The sequence below is a fragment of the Ruegeria sp. CDSC042 genome, from assembly GCF_059610745.1.
The window spans coordinates 38,062-63,905 of record NZ_JBXWOF010000007.1 but is presented as its reverse complement, the minus strand read 5'-3'; the positions used below and the strand labels follow the sequence as shown (position 1 = coordinate 63,905).

The 25,844-nt window shown below is 57.8% G+C and carries 31 protein-coding genes; 17 read left to right on the top strand and 14 right to left on the bottom strand.

Going from position 1 to position 25,844, the window contains the following annotated elements:
- Positions 1–64 precede the first annotated feature (64 nt).
- The 4 genes from AC2FHX_RS14700 to AC2FHX_RS14685 all read left to right on the top strand — a co-directional run bounded on the left by AC2FHX_RS14700 (position 65) and on the right by AC2FHX_RS14685 (position 1,929).
- Positions 65–625, top strand: coding sequence for a carboxymuconolactone decarboxylase family protein (locus AC2FHX_RS14700; RefSeq protein WP_496702550.1), 561 nt, complete (start codon positions 65–67; stop codon positions 623–625).
- Positions 622–1,029 carry a DUF6632 domain-containing protein gene (locus tag AC2FHX_RS14695; protein WP_496702552.1) on the top strand — a complete coding sequence of 136 codons (408 nt, stop codon included), beginning with the start codon at positions 622–624 and terminating at the stop codon, positions 1,027–1,029. Before AC2FHX_RS14700 ends, AC2FHX_RS14695 begins: the two co-directional genes overlap by 4 nt.
- Positions 1,026–1,562: a GNAT family N-acetyltransferase gene (locus tag AC2FHX_RS14690; RefSeq protein WP_496702554.1), complete on the top strand. Its 537-nt coding sequence runs from the start codon at positions 1,026–1,028 to the stop codon at positions 1,560–1,562. The genes AC2FHX_RS14695 and AC2FHX_RS14690 overlap by 4 nt, the downstream gene beginning before the upstream one ends.
- A gap of 64 nt (positions 1,563–1,626) precedes the next feature.
- The gene (locus AC2FHX_RS14685; protein ID WP_496697802.1) at positions 1,627–1,929 is read left to right on the top strand and encodes a GFA family protein; all 303 of its coding nucleotides are present in this window, start codon (positions 1,627–1,629) and stop codon (positions 1,927–1,929) included.
- On the opposite strand, the gene sfsA is transcribed toward AC2FHX_RS14685, so the two are convergent.
- Positions 1,854–2,570, bottom strand: coding sequence for a DNA/RNA nuclease SfsA (gene sfsA, locus AC2FHX_RS14680; RefSeq protein ID WP_496697800.1), 717 nt, complete (start codon positions 2,568–2,570; stop codon positions 1,854–1,856). The two genes, AC2FHX_RS14685 and sfsA, sit on opposite strands and share 76 nt — an antisense overlap.
- A gap of 49 nt (positions 2,571–2,619) precedes the next feature.
- Between sfsA and AC2FHX_RS14675 the strand changes: the two genes are divergently transcribed.
- Genes AC2FHX_RS14675 through AC2FHX_RS14660 form a run of 4 tightly spaced genes read left to right on the top strand, consistent with a single transcriptional unit; the run spans position 2,620 to position 5,535 of the window.
- Positions 2,620–3,342, top strand: a complete 723-nt coding sequence (locus AC2FHX_RS14675) for a competence/damage-inducible protein A (RefSeq protein WP_496697798.1) — start codon at positions 2,620–2,622, stop codon at positions 3,340–3,342.
- The gene (locus tag AC2FHX_RS14670; RefSeq protein ID WP_496702556.1) at positions 3,339–4,067 is read left to right on the top strand and encodes a GNAT family N-acetyltransferase; all 729 of its coding nucleotides are present in this window, start codon (positions 3,339–3,341) and stop codon (positions 4,065–4,067) included. The genes AC2FHX_RS14675 and AC2FHX_RS14670 overlap by 4 nt, the downstream gene beginning before the upstream one ends.
- Positions 4,064–4,636, top strand: coding sequence for a peroxidase-related enzyme (locus AC2FHX_RS14665; protein ID WP_496702558.1), 573 nt, complete (start codon positions 4,064–4,066; stop codon positions 4,634–4,636). The genes AC2FHX_RS14670 and AC2FHX_RS14665 overlap by 4 nt, the downstream gene beginning before the upstream one ends.
- A complete protein-coding gene (locus AC2FHX_RS14660) occupies positions 4,633–5,535 on the top strand; it encodes an OmpA family protein (protein ID WP_496702559.1) in 903 nt (300 codons plus the stop codon). Before AC2FHX_RS14665 ends, AC2FHX_RS14660 begins: the two co-directional genes overlap by 4 nt.
- Before the next feature lie 3 nt (positions 5,536–5,538).
- Here AC2FHX_RS14660 and AC2FHX_RS14655 read toward each other — a convergent pair whose 3' ends face one another.
- Positions 5,539–6,501, bottom strand: coding sequence for a sodium-dependent bicarbonate transport family permease (locus AC2FHX_RS14655; RefSeq protein WP_496679078.1), 963 nt, complete (start codon positions 6,499–6,501; stop codon positions 5,539–5,541).
- A 96-nt stretch (positions 6,502–6,597) separates the two neighbouring features.
- Between AC2FHX_RS14655 and AC2FHX_RS14650 the strand changes: the two genes are divergently transcribed.
- Positions 6,598–7,515: a hydrogen peroxide-inducible genes activator gene (locus tag AC2FHX_RS14650; RefSeq protein ID WP_496679081.1), complete on the top strand. Its 918-nt coding sequence runs from the start codon at positions 6,598–6,600 to the stop codon at positions 7,513–7,515.
- A gap of 57 nt (positions 7,516–7,572) precedes the next feature.
- Here AC2FHX_RS14650 and AC2FHX_RS14645 read toward each other — a convergent pair whose 3' ends face one another.
- Positions 7,573–8,478 (bottom strand): LysR family transcriptional regulator, encoded by a 906-nt coding sequence (locus AC2FHX_RS14645; RefSeq protein ID WP_271952071.1) that lies wholly within the window; start codon positions 8,476–8,478, stop codon positions 7,573–7,575.
- 228 nt (positions 8,479–8,706) lie between these two features.
- Between AC2FHX_RS14645 and AC2FHX_RS14640 the strand changes: the two genes are divergently transcribed.
- Positions 8,707–9,147, top strand: coding sequence for a DUF4399 domain-containing protein (locus tag AC2FHX_RS14640; protein WP_281973795.1), 441 nt, complete (start codon positions 8,707–8,709; stop codon positions 9,145–9,147).
- Between the two features lie 127 nt (positions 9,148–9,274).
- The gene (locus tag AC2FHX_RS14635; protein ID WP_142639979.1) at positions 9,275–9,883 is read left to right on the top strand and encodes a LysE family translocator; all 609 of its coding nucleotides are present in this window, start codon (positions 9,275–9,277) and stop codon (positions 9,881–9,883) included.
- A gap of 51 nt (positions 9,884–9,934) precedes the next feature.
- Here AC2FHX_RS14635 and AC2FHX_RS14630 read toward each other — a convergent pair whose 3' ends face one another.
- Entirely contained in the window at positions 9,935–11,962 is a 2,028-nt protein-coding gene (locus AC2FHX_RS14630) for an FAD-dependent oxidoreductase (protein WP_496702562.1), read from the bottom strand.
- A 138-nt stretch (positions 11,963–12,100) separates the two neighbouring features.
- Between AC2FHX_RS14630 and AC2FHX_RS14625 the strand changes: the two genes are divergently transcribed.
- Together AC2FHX_RS14625 and trhA are read left to right on the top strand one after the other, a co-directional pair.
- Positions 12,101–12,586: an RNA pyrophosphohydrolase gene (locus AC2FHX_RS14625; RefSeq protein ID WP_496702564.1), complete on the top strand. Its 486-nt coding sequence runs from the start codon at positions 12,101–12,103 to the stop codon at positions 12,584–12,586.
- Between the two features lies 1 nt (position 12,587).
- Entirely contained in the window at positions 12,588–13,235 is a 648-nt protein-coding gene (gene trhA, locus AC2FHX_RS14620; protein WP_496702566.1) for a PAQR family membrane homeostasis protein TrhA, read from the top strand.
- 56 nt (positions 13,236–13,291) lie between these two features.
- On the opposite strand, the gene AC2FHX_RS14615 is transcribed toward trhA, so the two are convergent.
- Both AC2FHX_RS14615 and nth read right to left on the bottom strand, forming a co-directional pair.
- Positions 13,292–14,281 (bottom strand): adenosine kinase, encoded by a 990-nt coding sequence (locus AC2FHX_RS14615; protein WP_142639987.1) that lies wholly within the window; start codon positions 14,279–14,281, stop codon positions 13,292–13,294.
- Positions 14,278–14,922 (bottom strand): endonuclease III, encoded by a 645-nt coding sequence (gene nth / locus AC2FHX_RS14610; protein WP_271952085.1) that lies wholly within the window; start codon positions 14,920–14,922, stop codon positions 14,278–14,280. The genes AC2FHX_RS14615 and nth overlap by 4 nt, the downstream gene beginning before the upstream one ends.
- Positions 14,923–15,132: 210 nt before the next feature.
- Here nth and AC2FHX_RS14605 point away from each other — a divergent pair, with 210 nt between their 5' ends.
- The 3 genes from AC2FHX_RS14605 to AC2FHX_RS14595 all read left to right on the top strand — a co-directional run bounded on the left by AC2FHX_RS14605 (position 15,133) and on the right by AC2FHX_RS14595 (position 18,080).
- Entirely contained in the window at positions 15,133–16,176 is a 1,044-nt protein-coding gene (locus tag AC2FHX_RS14605) for a heme-binding protein (protein ID WP_496702568.1), read from the top strand.
- Positions 16,177–16,252: 76 nt separating this feature from the next.
- Positions 16,253–17,104 (top strand): bifunctional helix-turn-helix domain-containing protein/methylated-DNA--[protein]-cysteine S-methyltransferase, encoded by an 852-nt coding sequence (locus tag AC2FHX_RS14600; RefSeq protein ID WP_281973788.1) that lies wholly within the window; start codon positions 16,253–16,255, stop codon positions 17,102–17,104.
- A gap of 76 nt (positions 17,105–17,180) precedes the next feature.
- Positions 17,181–18,080, top strand: a complete 900-nt coding sequence (locus tag AC2FHX_RS14595; RefSeq protein WP_496702569.1) for a cation diffusion facilitator family transporter — start codon at positions 17,181–17,183, stop codon at positions 18,078–18,080.
- 12 nt (positions 18,081–18,092) lie between these two features.
- Here AC2FHX_RS14595 and AC2FHX_RS14590 read toward each other — a convergent pair whose 3' ends face one another.
- Positions 18,093–19,532, bottom strand: a complete 1,440-nt coding sequence (locus AC2FHX_RS14590) for an aldehyde dehydrogenase family protein (RefSeq protein WP_496702571.1) — start codon at positions 19,530–19,532, stop codon at positions 18,093–18,095.
- A 207-nt stretch (positions 19,533–19,739) separates the two neighbouring features.
- On the opposite strand from AC2FHX_RS14590, the gene AC2FHX_RS14585 reads away from it, so the two are divergent.
- A complete protein-coding gene (locus tag AC2FHX_RS14585; protein ID WP_142639998.1) occupies positions 19,740–20,390 on the top strand; it encodes a peroxiredoxin in 651 nt (216 codons plus the stop codon).
- A gap of 71 nt (positions 20,391–20,461) precedes the next feature.
- On the opposite strand, the gene AC2FHX_RS14580 is transcribed toward AC2FHX_RS14585, so the two are convergent.
- From AC2FHX_RS14580 to AC2FHX_RS14550, 7 genes are all read right to left on the bottom strand, one after another.
- On the bottom strand, positions 20,462–21,193 hold the full coding sequence (locus tag AC2FHX_RS14580; RefSeq protein ID WP_282027884.1) for a glycosyltransferase family 25 protein: 732 nt from the start codon (positions 21,191–21,193) through the stop codon (positions 20,462–20,464).
- Positions 21,194–21,241: 48 nt separating this feature from the next.
- Positions 21,242–21,772, bottom strand: a complete 531-nt coding sequence (locus AC2FHX_RS14575; RefSeq protein ID WP_142640002.1) for a helix-turn-helix transcriptional regulator — start codon at positions 21,770–21,772, stop codon at positions 21,242–21,244.
- 23 nt (positions 21,773–21,795) lie between these two features.
- A complete protein-coding gene (locus AC2FHX_RS14570; protein WP_496693052.1) occupies positions 21,796–22,068 on the bottom strand; it encodes a PepSY domain-containing protein in 273 nt (90 codons plus the stop codon).
- A 174-nt stretch (positions 22,069–22,242) separates the two neighbouring features.
- Positions 22,243–24,393, bottom strand: coding sequence for a polyribonucleotide nucleotidyltransferase (gene pnp / locus AC2FHX_RS14565; RefSeq protein ID WP_281973783.1), 2,151 nt, complete (start codon positions 24,391–24,393; stop codon positions 22,243–22,245).
- A gap of 236 nt (positions 24,394–24,629) precedes the next feature.
- Positions 24,630–24,998, bottom strand: a complete 369-nt coding sequence (locus AC2FHX_RS14560; protein WP_142640007.1) for a DUF1761 family protein — start codon at positions 24,996–24,998, stop codon at positions 24,630–24,632.
- Complete coding sequence (locus AC2FHX_RS14555) at positions 24,995–25,417, bottom strand: SRPBCC family protein (protein ID WP_271952105.1); 423 nt, start codon at positions 25,415–25,417, stop codon at positions 24,995–24,997. Before AC2FHX_RS14555 ends, AC2FHX_RS14560 begins: the two co-directional genes overlap by 4 nt.
- Complete coding sequence (locus tag AC2FHX_RS14550; protein ID WP_142640011.1) at positions 25,398–25,751, bottom strand: ArsR/SmtB family transcription factor; 354 nt, start codon at positions 25,749–25,751, stop codon at positions 25,398–25,400. The genes AC2FHX_RS14555 and AC2FHX_RS14550 overlap by 20 nt, the downstream gene beginning before the upstream one ends.
- Between the last annotated feature and the right edge of the window lie 93 nt (positions 25,752–25,844).

Here is a 25,844-nt window from a genome sequence, read left to right as displayed (position 1 = left end):
GTCGTCAGATAGATCTCATGACATCAAGCAGCCCAACTGCGGATCTGCAAAACAGAGAGTGCTTATGACCCTATCCATACACACGCCCCAGACAGCTGCCCCACAATCACGTCCGATATTCAACGCGATCACGCAGGCACGTGGCTTTGTTCCTAACGTTTATGCCGTCTATGGCGGTCTTCCTGATGCGATGACCGGGTTTGCCGGGCTGACCGGCGCCTTTGGGAACAGCAGCCTGTCGCCCGCCGAACGCGAAGTGATCCAACTTGCGGTTAGCGTGGCCAACAAGTGCCGCTACTGCGTCGCAGGTCACACAGCTTTTGCTGCTGATGCCAAACTGAGTGACAGCCATGTTCAAGCGATGCGTGCGGGGCGCGACCCTGAAGACGATCGTCTTGGTGCTCTGGCACGGTTTGCCCGGAAACTCACAACAGACCGTGGTCGTGACTGCACCGAAGAATACGCGGGATTTTTAGCGGCAGGTTATCACCCAGAGCAGGCGCTGGAGGTAATCATAGGCGTTGCAAACAAGACGCTAAGCAACATGACAGCCAACTTACTGGACCTGCCGCTAGACGCGGAATTTGCGCCCTATGCATGGACTCCTAAGGCAGACGCAGCATGAGCCCCGAAAGCCGCGCGAAGGGATTAAAGATCGCCTTGGCCCTGTTTGGGACCATCTGTTTTCTGATCTATCCACTGGCCGTTATCTGGCCTTCGGGGTGGGTCTGGCATGGTGGCGGAGGTCAGCACTATTTCCAGATGATCTGCGGTATTTACGCGGTTCTGGGATGGTTCCTGATCCGGGCATCCTCAGCCCCGCAAAACCATATGAGTCTGATCAGTTTTGCCATCTGGTCCAGTATCGTCCACGCAGCGATTATGGCCGCTCAAGTCAGCCGGGACCATATGGAGATCGGTCATTTGGTGGGCGATATCCCAGCCCTGATCATTATGGCTGCGGTGCTTTGGTATCTGTCGCCATGCCGATCAGAGACACCTAGAACCAGCGAAGGAACACCCAAATGAAAACCGCAGCTCTGCAGCGCGTGTCCGTCAAGACCGCCCAGACACCCGCTGAAATCGCCGCCATACAAAACATGATGCGCGCCTTGGTTGATTGGTTGTTCGTGCGCCATCACGCCTATCGCGATCTCGTTGCCCGCTATTACGACCCGGTTGAATTTGAACGAGAGCTCTCAGACCTGCGTTGCATATATGGAGCGCCCACAGGAACGCTGTTAATCGCAACCATTGATAAGGAATTCGTTGGGTGTGTCGGACTGCGCGCACTCAATACAGAATATTGCAAAATGAAGCGCATGTTCGTCGTTCCGAAATTTCACGGGCAAGGCGTAGGTCAGGCTCTTGCAACGCATCTTACCCACCGTGCCCGCGAATTTGGGTACTCAAGAATGTATCTTGATACCGGCCCAGAACAAATCGAGGCACGAGGATTGTATCAAAAGCTCGGTTTTAAGCCGATCAAACCCTATTATGATGTCAGCGAGGAAATGGCGGATTGGCTAACCTTCATGGTCCTGCAACTCGACCCACAATGACTGGATCAAGGTTGGGGACTGATTATGACAGCACTGCGTGTAATGACGCATTCCTCAGATACTCATGGAAGATATCTGCCTGGTCGTGACTGCTGACCCAATGATCGTACATTGTTGTCATTGCCGGATGTGCCAGCGGCAAACAGGCAGCGCATTCGCCGCAATCCCACTTCTTACGGCAGACAATGGGTGTTCAGATCAGGGAGGGCCAGCGCCCCGGTTTTCTTGCTCACGCAGAGAATCCCACGTTGCTAGAAGGTCGAATTCACAGGATGGGATCAAAGGGCCTTTTCAACGCTTCTGCATGAATGATTGGCTTTCGGTCACGTTTACCCAAACCCCTTCAGGCGATATCCGTGTGCCATAGACCAATTTCTCGACACCCCTAGCTTGCGCCGCCTCGAACGCCGCTGCATAGGTCGGGTCGATATCTGCGGCCAATGCAATTCGCTCACAATCGGTGCGCTGGACCAGATACAGCAGGATTGCGCGATGCCCCTCGTCCACCATAGCTGTCAGTTCCCCTAGATGTTTGGTTCCGCGCGCTGTGACGCTGTCGGGGAATTCGGCCAGACCGGGTTCGCGAGACAGGGTCACGCATTTGACCTCGACATAAGCGTCCTGAAGGCCCGGCTGGGTCAGCAGGAAATCAACGCGGCTGTTCTCGCCGTATTTCACCTCGGGGCGCACAGTTTCATAGATTGCCAGTTCGGGGATCTCCCGCGCGATCAATGCCGCGCGCAACGCCCGGTTCGGGACGGACGTATCCACGCCGGTGAAATGCCCGTTTTCGTGATCGACCAGCCGCCAGCCATATTTCAGCTTTTTCTTCGGGTCGTCATTGGGCTCCAACCATATTTTCTCGCCCGGTTCGGCCAGTCCCATCATCGAGCCGGGATTGGCGCAATGCGCTGTCACCTCGCGCCCGTCCTCAAGCCTGCAATCGGCTAGAAAGCGTTTATAGCGGCGGATCAGGTGGGCGGGGACAAGAGGGGTTTCAAATCGCATGCTTCAGGGCCTATACCTGCGGAAAGGGTCGATCAAGGGGGCGCAGGCCATGCAAAATCCAACCGCAGCCATGCTGGTGATCGGGGATGAAATCCTGTCGGGTCGCACCCGCGACGCAAACATGCATTATCTCGCGCAGGAGCTGACCAAGCAGGGGATCGACCTGAAAGAGGTCCGTGTGGTCAGCGATGACGCCGCTGCGATCGAAGCCGCCGTTCAGGCGTTGTCGGCAAATTTTGATCATGTCTTCACCAGCGGCGGGATTGGACCGACCCATGATGATATCACCGCCGATTGCATCGCCCGTGCCTTTGGCGCGCATATCGACATCCGCGACGATGCCCGCGCTTTGCTTGAAGCGCATTACGAGAAATCCGGGCTGGAACTGAACGCTGCCCGTTTGCGCATGGCGCGCATCCCTGATGGTGCCGCGCTGATCGACAATCCGGTTTCGACTGCGCCAGGCTTTACCATCGGCAATGTTCATGTGATGGCTGGGGTGCCCTCGGTCTTTCAGGCGATGGTGGCGAGTGTATTGCCGGGTCTGACCGGCGGTGTTCCTCTGCTGTCCCAAACCTTGCGGGTGGATCGCGGCGAAGGCGATATCGCAGCCCCCCTTGCGGCACTCGCAGCGGATTTTCAGGATCTGTCCATCGGGTGTTATCCGTTTCAGATCAACGGTGTGTTTGGCGCCAATGTGGTCATTCGCGGAACCGAAGGTGCCCGGATCGACGCGGCCTCAACCCGGTTGGCGAAAGAGCTTGGTCTGTGAGCGTTACCTGGCCTGATGTCGTCGATGGCACTTGGCCATCTGCGCATCGCGACAGGAAGGGGCCGTTTTGGGTGCGTCAGGGTCTGGGCGGCGGATCGCGGGTGAGTGCAGCCAATGCGCTGGGGCCGGTCTTGGATGACGATATCGCGGCGGCCGAGGTCGCGATGCAGGCTCTGGGGCAAAAGCGCATCTTTTGCCTGTGGCCAGGGGACGAGGCGCTGGATGCGCAGCTTGAAGGCCGGGGCTATTCCGTGTTGGATCCGGTCAATATTTACACCTGCCCGGTTGAGCATCTGACTGATCTTCCGCTCCCCCGCGTAACGGTGTTCTCGATATGGGAGCCGCTGGCAATCATGCGTGAGATCTGGGCCGAGGGCGGGATTGGCCCAGAGCGGCTGGCCGTGATGGCGCGAGCCCCGGGTCCCAAGACCGGCCTGCTGCTTCGCCATAGTGACCAACCTGCTGGTACCGGGTTTGTTGCGATGCACGGGGACGTGGCCATGGTCCACGCACTTGAGATTTTGCCCGCTCATCGCCGTCAGGGCCTGGGCCAATGGGCGATGCGCGCGGCTGCGCTCTGGGCACAGGATCAGGGCGCCGGGACGCTCAGCGTGATTTGCACCAAGGCGAATGCGGGTGCCAATGGCCTTTATCGCGCACTTGGGATGGAGCTTGCCGGAGAATACCATTACCGTCAGCTGGCTGAAGGAGAGAACCCAAAGTGACCGATCTTACCCCACCCACCGCGCTGAACCTTCCGATGGTGGATCCGCTACCGCCGGAGACACAGAAATATTTCGACATTTGCGTCGAAAAGCTGGGTTTTGTGCCCAACGTTCTGCGGGCCTATGCCTTTGACATCGACAAGCTGAACGCGTTCACCGCGATGTATAATGATCTGATGCTGGCCGATAGCGGGTTGTCCAAGCTTGAGCGCGAGATGATCGCAGTAGTCGTGTCGGCAATAAACAAGTGTTTCTATTGCCTTGTCGCACATGGCGCGGCTGTCAGGCAGTTGTCCGGTGATCCGCAACTGGGTGAAATGCTGATCATGAACTACCAGGTTGCGCCCTTGGATCAGCGGCAGCGTGCCATGCTGGATTTTGCGTCTAAAATGACCACCGAAAGCACCAAGATCGAAGAGCCTGACCGGCAAGTCCTGCGCGATGCCGGATTTAGCGACCGCGATATCTGGGACATTGCCAATGTGACCGGCTTTTTCAACATGTCGAACCGTGTTGCAAGCGCGACCGCGATGTCCCCCAACCCCGAGTATCACGCCCAATCAAGATGATCCGCCGTCTCGTTATATTCCTGTTGCTCATGGCATCGCCTGTTGTCGGGCAGGAGCTGACGCTTCCTTCGGGTACGCGATTGGTCAGCGACCGCACAAGCCCGTTGGACAGCTATGACCTGCCCACTGGCCCCTATACCGACGGGACGGTACCGGCGCGCCGGGTTGAAGGACGTGTCGAGCGCTATACCTGGCGGCTGCAGGCCGGGGCGAGCACTACTTTACAGCTGCTGGCCCCTCTGAGGGAGCAGATCAAAGCCCAGGGGTTTGAGGTTCTCTTTGACTGCGAAGCCCGCAGCTGCGGCGGCTTCGATTTTCGCTTTGGAACCGAAGTTGTCCCCACGCCTGACATGTATGTGGCCATCCAGGACTATCGCTTTTTGTCCGCTGCCAAGGGCGACGAAGTCCTGAGCCTGTTGGTCAGCCGAAACCCGCCCGATGGCTATGTGCAGATGATCCGCGTGTCACCTGAAGGGGCCGAAGCCGCGCCTCCGTTGGTGATCGAAGAAGAGGTCGATCAGGCACAGGGGCTGTTGGCAGAGCTTGCACAGGAGGGCCATGTGATTCTGGGTGATCTGCATTTTCGCACGGGCGAGATAACCCTGGGTGACGGGCCTTTCGGCTCTCTGAATGAGATTGCGCAGTATCTGTCGGACAATCCCGGAACGCGGCTGGCTCTGGTCGGGCACACGGATGATACTGGCGCACTCGAGGCCAACATATCGGTCAGCACCGGCCGGGCGCAGACCGTGCGCGCCCGGTTGATCGAGAAATACGGCGTGGCCTCCGACCGGGTCGAGGCGCGGGGGATCGGCTATCTGGCTCCGATCACCTCGAATGCAACGGCCGAAGGTCGCGATTTGAACCGCCGGGTCGAGGCGGTTCTGCTGATCAACTGATCCCTACATCACCCACCACAGGTACAGCGGCAGCCCGATCGTGATGTTGAACGGGAAGGACACACCCAGCGACAGGGTCAGATAGATCCCGGCCTCGGCCTTTGGCAGCGCGATCTTCATCGCCGCGGGCACAGCGATATACGAGGCGGATGCAGACAGGACCATGAACAGGAACAGGCTGCCTTCGGGCAGGCCGATCACCGCCCCGACCACCCAGGCCATCGCAGCGCCGATCAGGGGCATCAGCATTCCAAAGGCAAACAGACCCAGCGAGAGCTTGTCGCGGTTCTTGATCAGGCTGCGCCCCGCGGAAATGCCCATATCCAGCAGGAAAAGGCACAGGATGCCGGTGAAGGGTGTGACGATGAAGGGCGCAATCATCTGCATCCCTTCGCCACCCGTGACCGCGCCGATCAGGAAAGCCCCGGTCAGCAGGACAATCGACCCGTTTGCCAAAAGATCACGCCACAGCCCCTTGTCCTTGACGCCATTACTGCTGGTTTTATGCGCCAACCACAGGGCCGACAGGATGGCCGGAACCTCCATTGCGGCGGCAACAGCGACCATGAACCCATCATGGCTGAGCCCCACCAGATCCAGCAGGCTGATTGCGGTGACGAAAGTCACGATTGAGATTGACCCATAATGCCCGGCAACAGCCGCCGCATTCAACGCGTCCAGCCGTGTCATGACCCGGAGCAGGCCGAATGCCACAAGGGGGATGACAAATGACAGCGCCACCCCGCCCAGCAATGTCAGGAACAGGACTATATGGATGCCGTGCTCGGCCAGGCTGCTGCCGCCTTTGAAGCCGATGGCCAGCAGCAGATACAGCGACATGAACTTGGCCGCCCCAGCGGGGATCGACAGATCGCTGCGGGCAAAAGCCGCTAGCAGCCCGAGGACGAAGAAAAGGATGGTTGGGACCAGCAAGTTGCTGGAAAGGGTTTCGATTACGCTGGGCATTTTGGCTCCTGTCCCGATTTCACGGGCTAAGTGCCTTGCCTATATTTGTTATCCAAATATTATCTTTCTAAATTTTGGATAGTTTAAAGCTATGAAATGCGCCCAACACTAAGGCAACTGGAATATATCGTTACGGTCAGCCGACTGGGTCGATTTGGATTGGCAGCTGAGGTTCTGAATGTCAGCCAGCCCAGCCTCTCGGCGCAAATTGCCTCTGTAGAACAAGAACTTGGCCTGCGCATCTTTGATCGTAACCGGGGTGGTGTTCAGGTGACTGCCAAAGGCCAAGAGTTCATCGAGCGCGCCCAGAAGATCCTTGCCGATGTCCGGGATCTGCGCCACGCGATGAGCAGCGAGACACCGGTCTCAGGACGGCTAAGGCTGGGCGTGTTGCCCTCAATCGGGCCCTACCTGCTGCCTCAGGTCATCAAAAAGGTCCATCAAGACCGCCCCGGTCTGCGCATTGTCGTGCGCGAGGAAAACACGCGTGATCTGGAACAAGGGCTGAAATCCGGTCGGTTCGATCTGATCCTGTCCACGCCCGAGGACCATCCGAACACAATCCAGCAGCGCCTGTTCAACGAATCCCTGTGGATCGGGGTCGCTGTGGATGATGTGCTGGCGGGTGATACCCAGGGTGTCACCGCCCAGGATTTGCGCGACCGGCTGATCCTGACCCTGGACCAAAGCCACCGTCTGTCCCGGATCGTCTATGCGCTTGCGGCGGAATGCGGCGGGGTGGTGTCGGATGAATACGAGGGCACCACGCTTGATTCCATCGTGCTGATGGCAGCCTCGGGGGTTGGGGTTGCGGTGTTGCCGGACCTGTATGCAAGACGTCAGGGGATTTACCGCGATGAAGTCCATTTGCGCCCGTTGACCATAACAAATGCCAACCGCGATATCGCGCTTCTTTCCCGCAGAAAAGAAGCTGATCTGCCCGGACAGAATATCCTGATCCAATCCTTGCGTACGGTCGCGCAGAGTATGGGGCTGGCCGTGTTAAGCGACTAAAAAAATGGCCCACACAACATGTGCGGGCCGTTCAGTTTCCACCGGGAGAAATTAGAATTACCAGTCCATCGGGCCTTTTTCGTTGAAGGCATCGACAAGAAAATCAATGAATGCCCGCACCTTGGGCTGCGTAAAGCGGCCGGGCGGGTAGACGGCATAAACGCCTTGCACTTCATCGGGCAGCGACGGCATTGCGTCGACAACTTCGCCCGACTTCAGCGCCTCGGCATAGAGATAGCTGGGCAGATGCGCGATCCCAAGCCCCGAGACCGCAGCGTTCAACAAGGATTGCCCATCATTCACGCTGAGCCACCCGGCGGTGCGGACCTGACGTTTTTCACCCGAAGGTGCGGTCAGTTTCCACACATTGCCCGAAGACTGGCTGGAATAATGTAACAGCTTGTGTTCGTTCAGGTCGTCGATCTTTTGCGGACGCCCGAATTTCTCGATATAGGTGGGCGCGGCGACCATCCGCTTGACGGTTTCGGTCAGCTTGCGGGCGCGCAATGTACTGTCTTCCAGCTCACCAATCCGCACAGCAACGTCGAACCCTTCCGAGATCAGCTCAACATAGCGATTGTTCAGCACCATATTCACCGTGATGTCGGGATAGGCAGCTAGAAATCCTGACAGAACCGGAGAAAGGTGATTCACGCCGAAATCTGTCGCCACACTGATCCGCAGCAGACCAGAGGGGGCAGATTGCATCGAGGTGACCAGCGCATCAGCCTCGCCCGCGTCATTCAGAACGCGGCGGGCCCGGTCATAATAGGCCAGCCCGATTTCGGTTGGTGACACGCGGCGCGTCGTGCGGTTCAGCAGTCTTGCGCCCAGGCGTGCTTCCAGGCTGGAAACGTGCTTGGACACAGCCGATTTTGAGATGCCCATTTTCTTGGCCGCGTCGGTGAAACCGCCTTGGTCCACCACGTTGGCGAAGGCTTCCATTTCGGTCAGTCGGTCCATTCTTGTTCCCCAGGTGTAGGTTCTTTAACTGATCTTTACGTCAAATCTGGGCGGAAACAGGGCGGACATGGGATAATATCAGGGATTTGAATCGGATCGTTTGCGCTTGGGAAACTCTGAAACAGTGGTTTCCATATGGGCCACAAGCCTTTTGACAACGGGTATCCTCGATTTCGGGCCGAAACATGCTACCATGAGGATGGCAAATTTGTGACAACGGAGAAGATTATGAAAGCTGTTTTAGCTATTGCCGCAACCTGCCTGTCGGCGACATTTGCTCTGGCCGGGGGTGAAACACCATCAAACCCCGAAGCGCAGGTCTATTTTGTGAAATTGTCTGACGGCGACGTTGTCCAATCTCCGGTCACCGTGGTCTTTGGCCTCAGCGGCATGGGGGTCGCGCCGGCGGGTACTGAAAAGGAAAACACCGGGCATCATCATCTGCTGATCGACCGACCGCCTTTGGGGCAGGGAGAGGACGGTGCGGATGAGTTGTCTTATGGTCTGCCCGCGGATGACAATCATATCCATTTTGGCGGCGGTCAGACCGAGGTGACGCTGGAAATGGCTGCAGGCGAACATACGCTTCAGCTAGTGCTGGGCGATGCAGGTCATGTACCGCATTCCACGCCCATCGTGTCCGAGGTGATTACGATAACCGTTGAATAAGCGATAAGAGACTTCTGCTGTTGGTATCCGGCGGGCTTTCAGGAATGCCGCCGGGCCACGGTGATGTATGGCGTTTACTTTTCCTTTCGAACCGGAAATTCTGCGTGCTAGGAAAGGGAGGGCTAGGATGTCGACAGAGTTCCTACTGACGTCTCTGATCGTTGTGCTTTTACCGGGCACCGGCGTGATCTATACGCTTGCGGTTGGGTTGGGGCGTGGCTTTTGGGCCAGTTTTGCGGCGGCGATTGGCTGTACCATAGGGATCGTACCTGCTGCGCTGGCCAGTATCGTCGGTCTTGCGGCCCTGCTGCATACCAGCGCGCTGGCCTTTCTGGTGCTAAAATACCTTGGGGTGCTGTATCTGTTTTACATGGCCTGGGGGATCGTCCGGCAAGGCGGAGCATTGGATGTACAGAGCCAGAAACCCGCAAAAGGGTATGTGAAGATTGCAATCACGGGCACCTTGATCAATGTGTTGAACCCCAAGCTATCTTTGTTCTTTCTGGCCTTTCTGCCGCAATTCATTCCCGCCGGTACAGGTGCCGCCGAAGCAGAGCTGATCAAGTTGGCCTTGTCCTTCATGGCCATGACCTTTGTCGTATTTGTTGGCTATGGCGCTTTCGCTGCGGTGGCACGCGACTATGTGATCCAGCGGCCCACTGTCATGGCTTGGGTCAGGCGCTGTTTCGCCGGGGCCTTTGGGGCATTGGGTGCAAAGCTGGCGCTGGCCGACTGACCCCAATACCAGCAGAGCGATTGGCCCGGTTCTGGACCGGGCCAAGGCAAATCAGAAAGTGGTTGCCAGCCGCGTGCCCTGATTGATGGCCCGTTTGGCGTCCAATTCGGCTGCAACATCCGCGCCGCCGATCACATGTGGGGTGATGCCACGTTCGATCAACGTATCGGCCAGGCTGCGGTCCGAGATCTGGCCCGAGCACAGAACAATCGTATCCACCGCAATTACTGTCGGGTTCTCGCGTGCTTCGCCGAAACTCACATGCAGCCCGTCATCGTCGATCCGCTCATAATTCACGCCACCGACGAAATTAACGTTTTTCATCTTCAGCGTTGCGCGATGAATCCAGCCGGTGGTCTTGCCCAACCCTTTGCCATGGGCTTGCGCCTTGCGCTGCAGCAAAGTCACCTGGCGCGCGGGGGCGGCAGGTTGTGGCCCTTCAGGTGCCAGCCCCGAGCGATGCTCGGCCGGGTCGGTAACGCCCCATTCCTTCATCCAGGCAGGCAAGTCGGTGGTGATGCTGTGGCCTTCTTCCAGCAGGAATTCGGACACGTCAAAGCCGATCCCACCTGCTCCGATCACGGCCACTGATTGGCCAACCGGGGTCTTGTGGCGCAGGACGTCGATATAATCGACGACATTGTCTCGGTCCTGACCAGGGATTTTCGGATCACGCGGAACGACACCGGTGGCGATCACCACCTCGTCATAACCAGTCAGATCGTCGGCGCCCACTTCGCGCTCAAGCACTACCTTAATGCCCAAATCGGCAATCATGGTGCGGTACCATTCGACCAGACCCCAGAATTCTTCTTTGCCCGGAACCTGCTTGGCCATGTTCAACTGGCCGCCGATCTCACGGGCACGGTCAAAAATGGTCACGTCATGGCCACGCTGCGCGGCGGTCATTGCGGTGGACAGGCCTGCCGGGCCCGCCCCTACGATGGCGATTTTCTTCACGCTGTCGGCCTGTGTGATCACCAGTTCGGTTTCGTGACAAGCGCGCGGGTTTACCAGGCACGAGGTCAGTTTGCCCTGGAATGTGTGATCCAGACAGGCCTGGTTGCAAGCGATGCAGGGTGCAATCGTCGCCGCCTCAGCAGCGATGGCTTTGTTAACGAAATCCGCATCTGCCAGCATCGGGCGGGCCAGCGAGACCATGTCGGCGCACCCCGTGGCAAGAACTTCTTCGGCGACCTCCGGCGTGTTAATCCGGTTTGACGTAATGACCGGGATCGAGACCTTGCCCATCAGCTTTTTGGTCACCCAAGCAAAGGCCGCGCGCGGAACGCTGGTGGCAATGGTGGGAATCCGCGCCTCGTGCCAGCCGATGCCGGTATTGATGATCGTGGCGCCGGCCTGTTCGATCCGCTGCGCCAGTTCCACAACCTCATCATGAGTAGATCCGTTGGGAACCAGGTCAATCATCGACAAGCGGTAGATGATGATGAATTCCGTGCCGACGGCCTCGCGCGTGCGGCGCACGACCTCAATCGGCAGGCGCATCCGGTTCTCGTAAGAGCCACCCCAACGGTCCTCGCGCTTGTTGGTGTGAGTCACCAGAAACTGGTTGAGGAAATACCCTTCGGACCCCATGATCTCGACCCCGTCATAGCCCGCCTTCTGGGCCAGGACCGCGGCATTCACGATATCGCTGATCTGTTTCTCGATACCCTCTTCGTCCAGCTCGGTCGGCGGGAAAGGAGAGATCGGAGATTTCACTGGGCTGGGTGCGACACATTTCGGCCCGTAGGCATAGCGCCCCGCATGCAGGATCTGCATCGCGATCTTGCCACCGGCCTCATGCACCCGTTGGGTGACGATTGAGTGGTTTGCCACTTCTTTGTCGTTGGTCATCATTGATGCCCCCGGCAGTACCGAACCTTCAAGATTTGGTCCGATCCCACCAGTCACCATCAGCGCCACGCCACCGCGCGCGCGGTCGGCATAGAACTCGGCCACCCGATTCCAATCGCCGGTCTCCTCAAGCCCGGTATGCATCGAGCCCATCAGCACGCGGTTCTTCAGCGTGGTAAAGCCCAGATCCAGCGGGGCCAGCATGTTTGGGTATGCAGTCATCCAGAACTCTCCCTTATAGAATTTGGCTGCCAGATTGACCTTCGCGTCATCTTTGTCACGCGAAACCTAACGTCATACCCTTTGCCTTGGGCCCGCTGCTTGTTACAGACGCTCCAAAGCATGTTCACGAGGCCGCGTATGACCCCCGAAGAGATTGCCAAACTGCCCTACCGCCCCTGCGTCGGGCTGATGTTGATGAATGCCGAGGGTAAGATATTCGTCGGCCAGCGCAACGACCGCCACAAGGACGCCTGGCAGATGCCTCAGGGTGGTGTGGACCAGGGTGAAGACCCGCTCGATGCGGCGCTGCGCGAGCTGTGGGAAGAAACCGGCGTCACGGCAGATCTGGTCGAGATCATCGCCGAGACCGAGGGGTGGTTGCCCTATGATCTGCCGCATGACATCGTGCCGAAGATCTGGAAAGGTCGGTATCGGGGTCAAGAGCAGAAATGGTATCTGATGCGGTTCTCTGGCCGCGACGATCAGATCAACATTCAGACTGAGCATCCCGAATTCACCCGCTGGAAATGGCAGGAACCGGAACAGCTGGTTGCCGAAATCGTGCCGTTCAAACGCGACGTGTATGAACGCGTGGTTGCAGCGTTTTCGGATCACCTGAACTGACATGATCCCACAGACCTATCCCAGTCCGGACCCATGCCACCGCCGCGCCGATCTGGTCGTGCATCTTATCGGTCTGGCGTTGATTTTGACCGCTGGCGGAGCGCTGATCCGCAAATCGCACCTGATGCTCGACAGCGGGCTTGTTCTTGCGGTTCTGGTTTATGTAGCCTGTGCGTTGGGTTCTAATCTGGCCTCGTGTTTTTATCACTTTTCCCGCTGGCACCAGCGTCGGCAGCTGCTGCGACGCATAGACCATGCCGCAATCTATTCCAGTATCTGCGGCACCTTCACACCCTTTTTCCTGCTGGCCGGTACCGGCTGGACCATGACTTTGCTCTGGTTGTGCTGGGGGCTGACTGTGGTGGCCATCTGGAACAAGATCGCCAACAAGACGGTCAAGTCCCGATGGTCAACAGCATCCTATCTGGGTCTGGGCGCGCTGGGGCTGTGCGCCATACCCGATCTGAAAGATGTCCCCGTTTCAGTCCTGTTGTGCATTCTGGCCGGGGCGGCAAGCTATGTGATCGGCACGGTCTTTTATGCCCGCAAGACACTGCCTTTCCGCTATGCGATTTGGCACGCTTGGGTCAATCTTGGTGGCATTTTCATGTTCGTAGGCATCTGGATCGCCCTGTTCGTGCAGGGATAACCGTGAGGGGAGGGGCTCTGCCCCCTCCCACATATTATAGGCCAGTCCTGATCCGATTAAAGCAAGCCGCCCTGCTTGAGCAAATCGATCATATCCGCCTTGGGGCGCGGGCCGATATGGCTGATCACCTCACGGGCGCAGACATTGCCCATCTTGGCGCAGGTCTCATAGTCGCGCCCAGTGGCCATGCCAAACAGGAACCCGGCTGCGAATTGGTCGCCTGCGCCGGTGGCGTCGACGGGAACGATTTTTTCCACCGGAATGTCAAAGCGCTGACCTTCATTCAGCACAGTTACCCCGTCGCCTGACCGGGTGCAGACCACCAGAGGGCAGATATCGGCGGTTTTCGCCAGTGCATCCTCAAGATCGTTGGTTTCGAACAGGGATTTGATCTCGGCCTCGTTGCCGATCACAAAATCCAATTCATTTTCGATCAGCAGCAGGAAATCGACCCGGTGCCGTTCAACACAGAACGGGTCAGAAATGGCGATCCCGGCCTTGCCGCCGCCCTTGTGGCAATCCCGTGCGGCCTGAAGGAACGCAGCTTTGCCTTTTTCCTTGTCGAACAAATAGCCTTCAAGGAACATGATCTGGCTGTTACCCGCGACCTCGGCTGACACATCCGCCGAGGAAAGCTCCGAGGAAATCCCCAGATAGGTGTTCATCGACCGTTCACCGTCGGGTGAGACAAAAATCATCGAGCGCGAGGTCGGAAGCTCTCCACCCGGTACGGGCGGGTTCACGAAATCCACACCGTCCTCGTGCATTGCCTCTGCGTAGAATCGTCCCAACGCATCATCATGTACGCGTCCGATAAAGGCTGCGCTCAGTCCCAGTGCGCCGGCACCGGCAATCGTGTTCGCAACGGATCCGCCCGGCGTTTGCACGCGGCCTTCCATAGCGGCGTAAAGAAGTTCACCCCGTTCCTGTTCTATCAGCTGCATGATGCCCTTCTCGATGCCCATCAGTTCCAGAAAACTGTCATCGGCCTGAGAGATCACGTCCACAACGGCGTTTCCAATACCGGTGAGCTGGTAGGTTTTCATAGGTTCTTGTCCTCGAATTGGCAGAGATCGCGGATGATACAGGTTCCGCACATAGGTTTGCGTGCTTTGCAGTGATACCGGCCATGCAAGATAAGCCAGTGATGTGCGTGCAGTTGGAAGTCGGTCGGGATGTTATCTTCGATTGCGCGTTCAACCGCATCCACATGTTTTCCCGGACAGATGCCTGTTCGGTTTCCGACACGGAAAATATGCGTATCCACGGCCTGCGCCGGATAGCGCCACCACATGTTCAACACCACATTGGCGGTCTTACGCCCGACGCCCGGCAGCGATTGCAACGCGGCGCGGGAATTGGGAACTTCGCCGTCATACTCTTCGACCAGAATACGGCTGAGCTTGATGACGTTCTTTGCCTTTTGGCGGAATAGACCGATGGTTTTGATATGCTCGATCAGGCCATCTTCGCCCAGGTCCAGCATCTTTTGCGGGGTGTCGGCGGTTTTGAAAAGGGCGCGCGTAGCCTTGTTGACGCCGACATCGGTGGCCTGTGCAGACAGCGCCACCGCTACGACCAGAGTATAGACATTCACATGCTCTAGCTCACCCTCAGGTTCCGGGTCAGCCTGCTGAAAGCGGGTAAAAATCTCTCGGATCGTGTGGTAATCAAGTTGCTTGGCCATGCGGCGACGTATGCACGTATTGCGGCGCAGGGCAAGCCGATGGCTCGGGTAACCACACAAGCAAGAATCTGCTTAGCGGATAGCTGTGGGTTTTGGATTACGTAGGGTAAGCCTGATTCGTGTTATTCTCGCGATGCGCAGCCAATTCTTATTTCAGCGCATTTTTCCCGCATTGGCGGATATTTTATTTAATTATTGAAAGGTTGATCCATGGCGAACCCAGATCTTGCCGCAAAACTGCAGTCCCGTTATCGGTCTGTTGAGCTGGCCCATCAAGGCGACGAAGACCTCGGCCCCCTGAAATTACTGCCCGGAGTTTGGAAGAACGGCGACAGCACGCGCGGACGTGGCTGGAACATGATCGCGCTTCCGTTTGCGACCGAGCCTAGCAGCCGTCTCAACTATCGTCTGCTGGTTAATCAATTCGAGGAAACGCTTCAATTCACGACCGTTGACAAAGCGGTTCCAAACCGCGGGATTGAGCGTCCGAACCCGGCCTCAGGAGACCCGACCACTAACACCGATCAGTTTGTGGTTACGCTGGATTATCAGCAGTCCATCGCGCAGCTCTCGGCTGAAGATCGCCCCGACAGCGGACTGGCGGGACCTGCCGATCTGGCCATCCATCACGAGCCCGGTCTGTTTCTGCATATGACCAATCTGACCACAAACAATCTGAACGTTGCACGTTTGGGAACGGTGCCACATGGCGACTCGTTGTTAGGTCTTGGAGAAGCGAGCGAGATCGATGGACCGCCAACGATTCCGGTGGTCGACGGGCTGCCCGAAGGGGCCACAAAAGACCTGAACAGCGGATATCTTTCGCCCTACAAACATTATCACGATAATCCGTTCAACGGCGTTGTGACCGCCCCGGGGTTCCCAGGCTTCGATCCTGTGCACCCGCATCTGTTGCTGGCAGCTGGAATACCGAACAATGTGAAAAAAACCACGATATTGCCGTTCAACACCGCGCTTGAGGATGCCGGGATCGTCAACATTCCGTTTGTTGTCAAACAAGCCAACGCGGCGGTTATGGATTCGATCTTTTGGATCATGGAGCTGGACGAGCCGGGAATTGGCGGTGAACCCAAGCTGCTGATGATGTATCTGCAGAATGTCGGTCTGGATTTCTTCCCACGCTTTGACGGGAAGCCCGGTCTGATCCGCTGGCCGCATGTCAGCATCAACGTCATGGAAAAGGTTGCACCCCCGGAAGAGGCGGCACCCTATACCGTTATCCCGCAGGTCTGAGGGGCAGATAGCGCAAGAATCGGGTCGCACTCTGGTCGGTAACAGGCCATCTTCTGTCTATCGAAGGAGTGCGACCATGAATGTCCAGACCCCAGAAAGCGGCTATCATTATAATGTCATGCGCCGGGCGATTGACCTGATTGATCAGGGTGGAGAGGCCCTGAGTCTTGAGGAACTGGCACAGCAGATGGATATGAGCCCCGCGCATTTCCAGCGCCTGTTCTCACGTTGGACCGGGGTATCGCCCAAGCGGTATCAGCAATATCTGACGCTGGGCCATGCCAAGGCGTTGCTGCGCGAGCGGTTCACGACACTGGAAACCGCTCTGAATGTTGGCCTGTCCGGCAGCGGTCGCCTGCATGATCTGTTCCTGAAATGGGAATCCATGAGCCCCGGCGAATATGCCCGTAGGGGTGCCGGTTTGACCATCTATTGGGGATGGTTTGAATGTCCTTTTGGTCCTGCTTTGGTGATGGGCACCGACAAGGGCATCTGCGGAATGGCCTTTGGGGCCGAAACCGGCGAAGAAAATGCCATGGCGGATATGTTGTCGCGTTGGCCCAATGCCAATTTCGTCGAGGACCCGATGCGCCTGCGGCCCTGGGCGCTCAGTGCATTTGGCGCGGTGAGCGACCGATTGGAACCAACTCCTCTGTATCTGATAGGCTCGCCCCTGCAGATCAAAGTGTGGGAAGCGCTGATGCATATCCCTTCGGGCCAGGTCACAACCTATTCCGAGATCGCGCAACGGGTGGGATCACCGCAAGCTGTGCGCGCCGTCGGGACGGCCGTGGGTCGAAACCCGGTCAGTTGGCTGATCCCTTGCCACCGCGCGCTGCGAAAATCCGGGGGGCTGGGTGGGTATCATTGGGGCCTGCCGGTGAAACGCGCCATGCTGGCCTATGAGGCGGCACAAGCAGACGCTTGATTTCTGATCAGAAAAAGCCATAGGGATCATCGAACAAAGTGATAGACCTGTCCCAAGGTTGCAGGACACCAATGCGATGATCCAGAAATTTGCCCTGTGGTCGATCCCGATTTCCATCGCGGTTCTGGCCTTGAAACTGTTGGCCTGGTGGTTGACGGGATCGGTCGCCTTGTTGTCCGATGCGATGGAATCCGTGGTCAATGTGGTCGCGGCCTTGCTGGCGTTCTTTGCGGTTTCGATCGGCGGCAAACCTCCTGACGATAATCACCCCTTTGGGCACAAGAAAGCCGAATACCTGTCCGCTGTTGTCGAAGGTGTGCTGATCGTGCTGGCGGCATTTCTAATCCTGCGAGAGGCCGTTGCCGCGCTGTCATCGTCGCATCTGGACCAGGCCCCGCTGACCGGGGTGGCAATCAATGTGCTGGCAACCGCTCTGAACGGTGCCTGGGCCTATATGTTGTTGCGGGTCGGGCGGCAGTACGCCTCTCCGGCGCTTGAGGCCAGCGCAAAGCATATCTTTACCGATGTGTTCACCTCGGTGGGCGTTGTCATCGGATTGGTGTTGGCCCTTGCCACCGGCTGGCTGATCCTGGACCCGATCCTGGCCATTCTGGTCGCCCTGAACATTCTGTGGGAGGGATGGAAGGTTATTCGCAAGTCGATTGACGGTCTGATGGACGTGTCCCTTACTGATCCCGAACTGGATGAAGTGCGCAGCATCATCGATGCAAATCTGGGCCGGGCGCTGGAATATCACGACCTGCGGGGCCGTCGATCCGCCAGCATGATCTTTGTCGAGTTCCATCTGGTCGTTGACGGTAGCATGAGCGTGGCGACGGCCCATGATATCTGTGACGATATCGAAGACGCTTTGACCGATCAGTTCCCCGGATCGGTTTTTGTGATTCATCTCGAGCCGGATTCAGAGTCTAAAGGGCCCGGCGCAGATAGCGCACGGGCCCCGAAAACAGGTTAGACGGCAGGTGGGTTACTCGGCAGCCCAGCCGCCGACGGCCTTGACCTCAAGGAAATCCTCCAGCCCCCAGACGCCGCCTTCGCGCCCGTTGCCGGATTGTTTCATGCCGCCGAACGGGGAACCCGCGCTGCGGGATTTGCCATTCATCTCGACCATACCCGACCGCAGAGCGCGGGCCATGCGGTTGGCACGGACGTTATCCTGCGTCTGGACATAGTTGGTCAGCCCATAAGGTGTGTCATTGGCGATTTCGATGGCCTCTTCCTCGGTATCGAAAGGGATCATGGTCAGAACCGGTCCAAAGATCTCTTCGCGGGCGACGGTCATCTGGTTGTTGACGTCGGCAAAGACCGTGGGCCGCACGTAATAGCCCTTGTTCAGCCCTTCGGGCCTGCCAGTGCCACCAGCGACAAGGCGCGCGCCTTCGTCGATACCCTTTTGGATCAGGTCCTGAATCTTGCTCCATTGCAGCTCGTTCACAACCGGGCCGATATGGCGACCTTCTTCCATCGCCGGGCCAACGGTGACACCTTTGGCAATCTCAGCTGCGGTTTCCACCGCCGCGTCATAGATGGGACGCTGAACCAGCATCCGGCTAGGGGCGTTACAGCTTTGACCGGTGTTGTTCATCATGTGCAGCACGCCACGTTTGACGGCCTTTTCATCCGCATCGGCAAAGACCACATTTGCACCCTTGCCGCCCAGTTCCAAATGCACCTTCTTCAGTGTATCGGCTGCGGCTTTGGAAATCGCCGTGCCCGCGCGGGTGGATCCCGTAAAGCTGACCATATCCACATCGGGGTGCGTGGACAGCTGAGATCCGACGCCAACCCCGTCACCGTTGACAAGGTTGAAGACACCGGGCGGGAATCCGGCCTCATCCATCAGCTCAGCAAAGATCATCGCGTTCAGCGGGCTTTGCTCCGAGGGTTTCAGAACCATTGTGCAGCCCGCAATCGCAGCCGCACCGACCTTCAGCGTGACCTGGTTCATTGGCCAATTCCACGGTGTGATCAGGGCGGCGACACCGACGGCCTCATAGATGATTTGGTCGTTGGGAGCGTGATCGCCCAGCGGCCGCTCAAAAGGAAACGCTTTGGCGGCGCGGATGAAATTTGCCAGGTGCCAACTGCCTGCTCCGACTTGCTGGCTACGCGCCATGTCGATCGGGGCGCCCATCTCTAACGACATTGCCTGGGCCAGATCCTCGGACCGTTCGGCATAAAGCGCGATCAGCTTTTCGACCATCGCGATGCGGGTTTCCGCCGGGGTTTCCATCCAGCCGGGCAACGCCGCCTTGGCCGCTGCAACAGCCGCGTCCGTATCGGCCTGATCGCCCAGCGAAATCACGGCACATGGTTCTTCGGTCGAGGGGTTGATGACCTGAAAATCATGCGTAACCGATGGGGCAACCCACTGACCGTTGATGTAAAAATTGCGTTTCTCGATCATGGTGCATCCTCCTGACCATGCGACGGGGATTCTTGGTTCGGCGCCACTGTGTCAGGCCTTCAGGAAACCGGCAAGCGCGATTTGATCAAATGAGATTTTGAGGTCTGGCCTAGGGCTAAAGTGACTTGCTGACTGTTTAACATCGGCGCAAAGTGATTAGGTTCTGAACAACCAACTCGGTTTTGTAATTAGCAAAGGAGATGCTTCATGGGTTTGCGCATCAACGACACAGTCCCCAATTTCACTGCAGAAACGGATCAGGGCACCATTCAGTTCCACGACTGGATTGGGGATAGCTGGGCCATTCTGTTCTCGCACCCAAAGGATTTCACTCCTGTCTGCACCACCGAGTTTTCGGCCGTCGCGCAGCTAAGCGATGAGTGGGCCGCGCGCAACACCAAGGTCCTGGGCGTTTCGGTTGACGGCGTCGAAGACCACAAGAAGTGGAAAAAGGATATCGAGGCCTATGGCAACGCGCATCCCGGTTTTCCAATCATTGCCGATGATGGACTGGCCGTTTCAAAGGCCTTCGACATGCTGCCCGCCGAGGCCTATTTGCCGGACGGGCGTACCCCGGCCGACAGCGCGACCGTGCGGTCGGTCTTTATCATCGGGCCGGACAAGCAACTGAAGCTGTCGATGACCTATCCTATGACTGTGGGACGTAACTTTGCCGAGATTTTGCGTGCACTGGACGGGTTGCAGATGTCGTCGAAAGGCGTGGCTACCCCGGCGAACTGGGTGCCTGGCGAAGACGTAATCATTCCGCCTGCTGTCTCAAACGACGACGCCAAAGCAAAGTTTGGCGAGTTCGAGACCATCTTCCCCTATCTGCGCAAGACCAAGGCGCCGTCGTAAGACGGCCAAGGTCAGGGGGGCTGTCTGCCCCCCATCGCGCCTCGCGGCGCGATTCCCCCCGGAAGGTATTTTCAGCCAGATGAAGCAGGCGGGCGCTGCGGGTGCAGGTGCAGCTTGGCGCGGTAGGCTGCGCGCTTGAACTCTCGGGTTAATTTGTCTGACAGGGGCGGTTTTGTCTGAATGGTCGAGCCGCCGATTTCCTGTGCCACTTCCTGATTTCCGCTGCCTTGCAAGGCGTGAACCGGCTGGTCTGTCAGCCAGTGCATCTGCAAGAAGGTATCGACAGGGCGGTCGATTTGGTCGGTGGTCGCCAAAAGGCGTTCGGCGGCGTTTTTCCCCACCATCTGACATACGCATTGCAGGCCGATCACCTTGGGTAGGATCAGCCGCAGGCCATCTTGTTCTGCCAAGACCTCTGCCGGTACTTCGCGCTGTTTTACGGGGATGCGGATATAGTGATCGGGGGTGGCGATTGAGGCCAGCAACCCAAGCGCCTGTTCCATTCGCGCCCGATCTATGCGCAGGTCATCCTCGGTGATGATGGCCAGGTCGATATCGTCCTCGACCAGCTTGCGCCAGATGCGTCGATGGCTTTCGAACACGCCGATTTCTGCGGGTCGCAAGGGGAATGGGTAATGCGGGCGGTGCAGATTTCCGGAATGCAGTTCGACACCGGAAATCTGGTCAGGGTCGCGGCCATTTACGGCCTCAAACAGTTCAGCATTGGGCAGGGCCGCGCAGAGCTGATCAGCATTGGGACGGCGCGCGGTGCTCGAGGACATATGGATGACAAAGGATCGCATGCCCCGTGCATAGAACACCGCGTCAGGCGGGGAAAGAGCAACCGTGGATTAAGCCTGGCTCTGGTCGGCGGGTTCTGACGATGAGGACGTGTTGACTAGGGGTTCGGACAAAAGCTCTTCGACAAAAAAGCTGAGCAATTGAAGCCGTCCCGAGACACCCGCCTTGCGGTAAATCGCAGCGCTTTGTGCCTTGATAGTCCCTTCTTTCGTCTGTCTCAGCTCGGCGATTTCTGCGATCGACAGACCTTTGATAGACAAGATTGCGACATCGCGTTCCGCATTGCTGAGCTGCCACTGCGTGAATTGATTTTCGATGACCTGCGAAAACGCGCCCTGCGCCACGCCCAGTTGACGCTGCATGTCCTGCACGCGCAAGCTCTGAGCCCGGATCAGGGTGATTGTCGCCACCAAACCACCGATCAGAGCCAGGGACAGGAACAATTCGAACTGGTGCAAATGCCGAAACCCGGCAGTTTCGCCGCCAAACCAATCTAGCGCCGCATCGGTCAGGAAAAAGGTGGCGCAGACAGCCTGCACCACCAGAAGGAGCCAGAGTAAAGACGTCTGTGAAATCTTCATAGCGCTCCTTTAAGATTGTCTGGTCAGTCGTCGTCCTCTTCAAGCTCGATCGCGGTGACAACGCCATCGGTCTTGTTCAGGACCAGTTCAGTTTCCACGCCATCCTTGACGAGTTCAACCTCGATCTCGCCATCTTCGAATTCGATCTCTTCGATCTGGTATCCCTGCGCCTCGAGAGTGGTGCGGATATCGGTCTCGGTGGTGCCCAGCATGTCCCCGACTGTCACGTTGGCAAAAGCCAGCACCGGGGCGGTCGCGATCAGTCCGGCCAGAGTCAGCATTTTGAAAGTCTCCATTTCGCATCTCCTAGATTTGTTGCGTCGATGTAGAAGACGTGGGTTCGCCTGGCCGGTGGTGCGATTGGATTTCGGTTGAATTGGGCGGAATTGGTCCAAGGTTTATGCTGACTGAACAAAAAAAAGACCCCGGACAAAGCCGGGGTCTTTCGAGAAATCAGAGGGGCGAGCAGATTATTCTGCTCCTTCCTCTTTCTTTTCTTTCTTCTCAGGTGCGATCTCTTCGCCGGTTTCCTGATCGACGATTTTCATCGACAGGCGCACCTTGCCGCGGTCGTCAAAGCCCAGCAGCTTGACCTTCACTTCCTGGCCTTCCTTCAGAACATCCGACGGATGGTTCAGGCGACGGTTTTCGATCTGGGACACATGGACCAGACCGTCGCGCTTGCCAAAGAAGTTCACGAAAGCACCAAAGTCGACGATCTTGACCACTTTACCGGTATAGATCTGACCTTCTTCCGGCTCTGCGACGATCGAATGGATCATCTCATAGGCCTTCTTGATCGATTCACCATCGGGCGAGGCGATCTTGATCACGCCGTCATCGTTGATGTCGACCTTGGCACCCGAAACTTCGACGATTTCGCGGATGACTTTGCCGCCGGAACCGATCACTTCACGGATCTTGTCGGTAGGGATGTTCATGGTCTCGATGCGCGGTGCGTGGACCGAGAAATCATTGGTCTCGGACAGGGCTTTGCCCATCTCGCCCAGGATGTGCATCCGGCCGTCCTTGGCTTGCGCCAGGGCTTTCTCCATGATCTCGGGCGTGATGCCCGCAACCTTGATGTCCATCTGCAGAGAGGTGATGCCGTTTTCGGTACCCGCAACCTTGAAGTCCATGTCGCCCAGGTGGTCTTCGTCACCCAGAATGTCCGACAGGATCGCGTAATCGCCGTCATCTTCCAGGATCAGACCCATGGCAACACCGGCAACCGGTGCTTTCAGCGGAACGCCCGCATCCATCATCGACAGCGAACCGCCGCAGACCGACGCCATCGAGCTGGAGCCGTTGGATTCGGTGATCTCGGACACGATGCGGATCGTGTAGGGGAAGTCGGTTGCCGCAGGCAGAACCGCCTGCAACGCACGCCATGCCAGTTTGCCGTGACCAATCTCACGACGTCCCGGAGGGCCCACGCGACCCGCTTCACCAACCGAATAAGGAGGGAAGTTGTAATGCAGCAGGAAGTTCGATTTGAAGTTGCCGTGCAGGGCGTCGATGAACTGCTCATCATCACCGGTGCCCAGCGTGGTTACAGCCAGCGCCTGTGTTTCACCACGGGTGAACAGGGCCGAGCCGTGTGTCCGCGGCAGCATCGAGGTTTCTGCAACGATCGAACGGATATCGGTGGTCGAGCGACCGTCGATCCGCTTGCCGCCTTTGACGACGTCGCCGCGCAGGATGCCTGCTTCCAGCTTTTTCATCGCCGAGCCAAGGTTCGCGTCTTCCAGCTGTTCCTCGGTCAGGGCTTCCTTGATTGCGTCGCGGGCAGCGGAAACAGCGGCAGTGCGCTCTTGCTTGTCGGTGATCGCGAAGGCTGCGCGCATCTGCTCTTCACCTGCGGCCTTAACGGCAGCGGAAAGCTCAGAATAATCGGGCGCTTGGAAATCAAACGGCTCTTTTGCCGCGTCTTCGGCCAACGAGATGATCAGGTCGATCACCGGCTGAATCTGCTCATGTGCGAATTTGACCGCACCCAACATCTCGGCCTCGGACAGCTCGTAGGCTTCCGATTCAACCATCATCACGGCGTCTTTGGTGCCGGCAACAACCAGATCTAGACGCTGTTCAGGGTTCAGGCGCAGGTCCTGCATGTCGTCCACAGTCGGGTTCAGAATGTATTCGCCATCCTCGAAACCAACGCGGCAACCAGCAATCGGGCCTCTGAACGGTGCGCCGGAAATGGTCAGCGCGGCAGAGGCTGCGATCATCGCCACCATGTCAGGGTCGTTGACCAGATCGTGGCTCAGCACGGTGCACATCACCAGAACTTCGTTTTTGAAGCCGTCAACAAACAGCGGGCGGATCGGCCGGTCGATCAGACGCGCGGTCAGCGTCTCTTTTTCAGTCGGGCGCGCCTCGCGCTTGAAAAAGCCACCCGGAACTTTACCGGCGGCATAATATTTCTCTTGGTAGTGGACGGTCAGCGGGAAAAAGTCCTGACCGGGTTTTTGCTTCCGCGCAAAGGTCACGTTTGCCATCACGCTGGTCTCGCCCAGCGTGGCAATCACACTGCCGTCCGCCTGACGGGCAACCTTGCCGGTTTCCAGTGTCAGCGTCTCTTCGCCCCACTGAATTGATTTCTTTGTTACATCAAACATTTGCGTATCCTAGAAGGGAGCACTCCCGCCCCTGCGGGTCTCCCGTTTGCGTGGCGGCCCCATTGCCGCCGACCCCACTTTATCTTCCATTCGAGTGCCGGGGTCAGAGCACAACGTCTCAGATGGACCGCCCATACAGCAGTTTGGGGGCTTTGGAAAGGCAGGAGTTCCGAGGAAGAGTAAGGGTATAAAGGGCGCATGCCCGATCCATCGAGGATCGGGCATGCGCTGCGATCCTACAGGATCGCGTGGGCCAGGATCATGACGATACCACAGCCCAGCGCATAGCCGGTGTCGACCGCAATGGCGAAGCCGCTTTTTTGCGCCCATGTCCCGACCGAGGCTGTCTGCGCCGCCACCGCAAGGATCGCAAGCAGGGCGACGCCCAGGCTATTGGTGGTCTCGGTCACCGCGATTACCGCAGCCAGCAGGATCAGGAACACGATCTGTGTGGCCATCGCGCCCAGTGGCGGGGTTTCGGGCGGCGTCGGGTCGATGCGGGTGCCCTCGGCCCAGCGTTTCTGAAAACCCATAGGGCCGTAGACCAGCCAGCCCAACAAAAAGGCAGCGACCACCCCTGCACCGAGGGCCAGCCAGTTGATCATAGTGCCGTCTCCAGCGCCGCAAGGATAGCGGACCAGCCGCCCTCGTGATTGTCCCGGCTTTCCTGCGAGGGAAAGCGGATGTGGTGCAGCCGCAGCTCGGTACCCTTTTCGGTGGGTGTGAAATCCAGTGTGACCGTGGAATCGTCTTGGCTGTAGGGCGAATTCCAGGTGAATTGCAGCCGGTTGGGGCGGTCGATGATCTTGTATTCGCCCTCATGCGGCAAATCGCCAGCCTCGGGCGCGCGCATGATGATTTTGAACCGGCCGCCGACCTTGGCGTCGGAATGCGCTTCGGGCACGGTCATGCCCGGTGCCGGCAGCATGAATTTTGCCAGCATCTCGGGGTTGAGCCAGGCATCAAACACCTTTTCGGGTGGATGTGGAATGGCGCGCGTTATTTCAAGTGACAGGTCCGTCATCTTCTGGGTCCTCCAAAGCAGTTTCCAAGGCGTCCAGCCGAAGCGCCCAAATCGAACGCAACCCGGCAAACCAAGAATCAACGGCTGATAAAGGAGCCATCTGAACCTCGATCAGATGTTCGCGCCATTCGGTCCGGCGCTGCACCAGCTCGGCGTTTTCCAGCACCTTGATGTGCTTGGAGACCGAGTTGAGGCTCATATCGAATTGCCGCGCTATGTCCGTCACCCGCAAAGGTCCCTGCTGCGCAAGCATCGTCAGAATAGCGCGGCGGGTCGGGTCGGACGCGGCCTTCAATATTGCATTGAGGTCATATCGACTCTCTCGTTCAACCATTTGGATGAATTACAACCTTATTCTGCTTCAGTCAACCATTTGGGTGAATAACATGTTGAAACCCTGATTGACCAGTCGCCAAATGCACCCTGT

What these genes read in the sequence shown, in the direction of transcription:
- AC2FHX_RS14585 (WP_142639998.1), top strand. Translation starts at nt 19,740, where the DNA reads ATGGGTTTGCGCATCAACGACACAGTCCCCAATTTCACTGCAGAAACG.
- AC2FHX_RS14635 (WP_142639979.1), top strand. Translation starts at nt 9,275, where the DNA reads ATGTCGACAGAGTTCCTACTGACGTCTCTGATCGTTGTGCTTTTACCG.
- AC2FHX_RS14640 (WP_281973795.1), top strand. Translation starts at nt 8,707, where the DNA reads ATGAAAGCTGTTTTAGCTATTGCCGCAACCTGCCTGTCGGCGACATTT.
- AC2FHX_RS14590 (WP_496702571.1), bottom strand. Translation starts at nt 19,532, where the DNA reads ATGATCGAGAAACGCAATTTTTACATCAACGGTCAGTGGGTTGCCCCA.
- AC2FHX_RS14685 (WP_496697802.1), top strand. Translation starts at nt 1,627, where the DNA reads ATGGAAGATATCTGCCTGGTCGTGACTGCTGACCCAATGATCGTACAT.
- AC2FHX_RS14575 (WP_142640002.1), bottom strand. Translation starts at nt 21,772, where the DNA reads ATGAAGATTTCACAGACGTCTTTACTCTGGCTCCTTCTGGTGGTGCAG.
- AC2FHX_RS14605 (WP_496702568.1), top strand. Translation starts at nt 15,133, where the DNA reads ATGGCGAACCCAGATCTTGCCGCAAAACTGCAGTCCCGTTATCGGTCT.
- AC2FHX_RS14645 (WP_271952071.1), bottom strand. Translation starts at nt 8,478, where the DNA reads ATGGACCGACTGACCGAAATGGAAGCCTTCGCCAACGTGGTGGACCAA.
- AC2FHX_RS14625 (WP_496702564.1), top strand. Translation starts at nt 12,101, where the DNA reads ATGACCCCCGAAGAGATTGCCAAACTGCCCTACCGCCCCTGCGTCGGG.
- AC2FHX_RS14675 (WP_496697798.1), top strand. Translation starts at nt 2,620, where the DNA reads ATGCAAAATCCAACCGCAGCCATGCTGGTGATCGGGGATGAAATCCTG.
- AC2FHX_RS14690 (WP_496702554.1), top strand. Translation starts at nt 1,026, where the DNA reads ATGAAAACCGCAGCTCTGCAGCGCGTGTCCGTCAAGACCGCCCAGACA.
- AC2FHX_RS14630 (WP_496702562.1), bottom strand. Translation starts at nt 11,962, where the DNA reads ATGACTGCATACCCAAACATGCTGGCCCCGCTGGATCTGGGCTTTACC.
- AC2FHX_RS14650 (WP_496679081.1), top strand. Translation starts at nt 6,598, where the DNA reads ATGCGCCCAACACTAAGGCAACTGGAATATATCGTTACGGTCAGCCGA.
- AC2FHX_RS14595 (WP_496702569.1), top strand. Translation starts at nt 17,181, where the DNA reads ATGATCCAGAAATTTGCCCTGTGGTCGATCCCGATTTCCATCGCGGTT.
- trhA (WP_496702566.1), top strand. Translation starts at nt 12,588, where the DNA reads ATGATCCCACAGACCTATCCCAGTCCGGACCCATGCCACCGCCGCGCC.
- AC2FHX_RS14550 (WP_142640011.1), bottom strand. Translation starts at nt 25,751, where the DNA reads ATGGTTGAACGAGAGAGTCGATATGACCTCAATGCAATATTGAAGGCC.
- pnp (WP_281973783.1), bottom strand. Translation starts at nt 24,393, where the DNA reads ATGTTTGATGTAACAAAGAAATCAATTCAGTGGGGCGAAGAGACGCTG.
- AC2FHX_RS14580 (WP_282027884.1), bottom strand. Translation starts at nt 21,193, where the DNA reads ATGCGATCCTTTGTCATCCATATGTCCTCGAGCACCGCGCGCCGTCCC.
- AC2FHX_RS14600 (WP_281973788.1), top strand. Translation starts at nt 16,253, where the DNA reads ATGAATGTCCAGACCCCAGAAAGCGGCTATCATTATAATGTCATGCGC.
- AC2FHX_RS14555 (WP_271952105.1), bottom strand. Translation starts at nt 25,417, where the DNA reads ATGACGGACCTGTCACTTGAAATAACGCGCGCCATTCCACATCCACCC.
- AC2FHX_RS14700 (WP_496702550.1), top strand. Translation starts at nt 65, where the DNA reads ATGACCCTATCCATACACACGCCCCAGACAGCTGCCCCACAATCACGT.
- AC2FHX_RS14615 (WP_142639987.1), bottom strand. Translation starts at nt 14,281, where the DNA reads ATGAAAACCTACCAGCTCACCGGTATTGGAAACGCCGTTGTGGACGTG.
- AC2FHX_RS14695 (WP_496702552.1), top strand. Translation starts at nt 622, where the DNA reads ATGAGCCCCGAAAGCCGCGCGAAGGGATTAAAGATCGCCTTGGCCCTG.
- AC2FHX_RS14570 (WP_496693052.1), bottom strand. Translation starts at nt 22,068, where the DNA reads ATGGAGACTTTCAAAATGCTGACTCTGGCCGGACTGATCGCGACCGCC.
- AC2FHX_RS14560 (WP_142640007.1), bottom strand. Translation starts at nt 24,998, where the DNA reads ATGATCAACTGGCTGGCCCTCGGTGCAGGGGTGGTCGCTGCCTTTTTG.
- nth (WP_271952085.1), bottom strand. Translation starts at nt 14,922, where the DNA reads ATGGCCAAGCAACTTGATTACCACACGATCCGAGAGATTTTTACCCGC.
- AC2FHX_RS14655 (WP_496679078.1), bottom strand. Translation starts at nt 6,501, where the DNA reads ATGCCCAGCGTAATCGAAACCCTTTCCAGCAACTTGCTGGTCCCAACC.
- AC2FHX_RS14660 (WP_496702559.1), top strand. Translation starts at nt 4,633, where the DNA reads ATGATCCGCCGTCTCGTTATATTCCTGTTGCTCATGGCATCGCCTGTT.
- sfsA (WP_496697800.1), bottom strand. Translation starts at nt 2,570, where the DNA reads ATGCGATTTGAAACCCCTCTTGTCCCCGCCCACCTGATCCGCCGCTAT.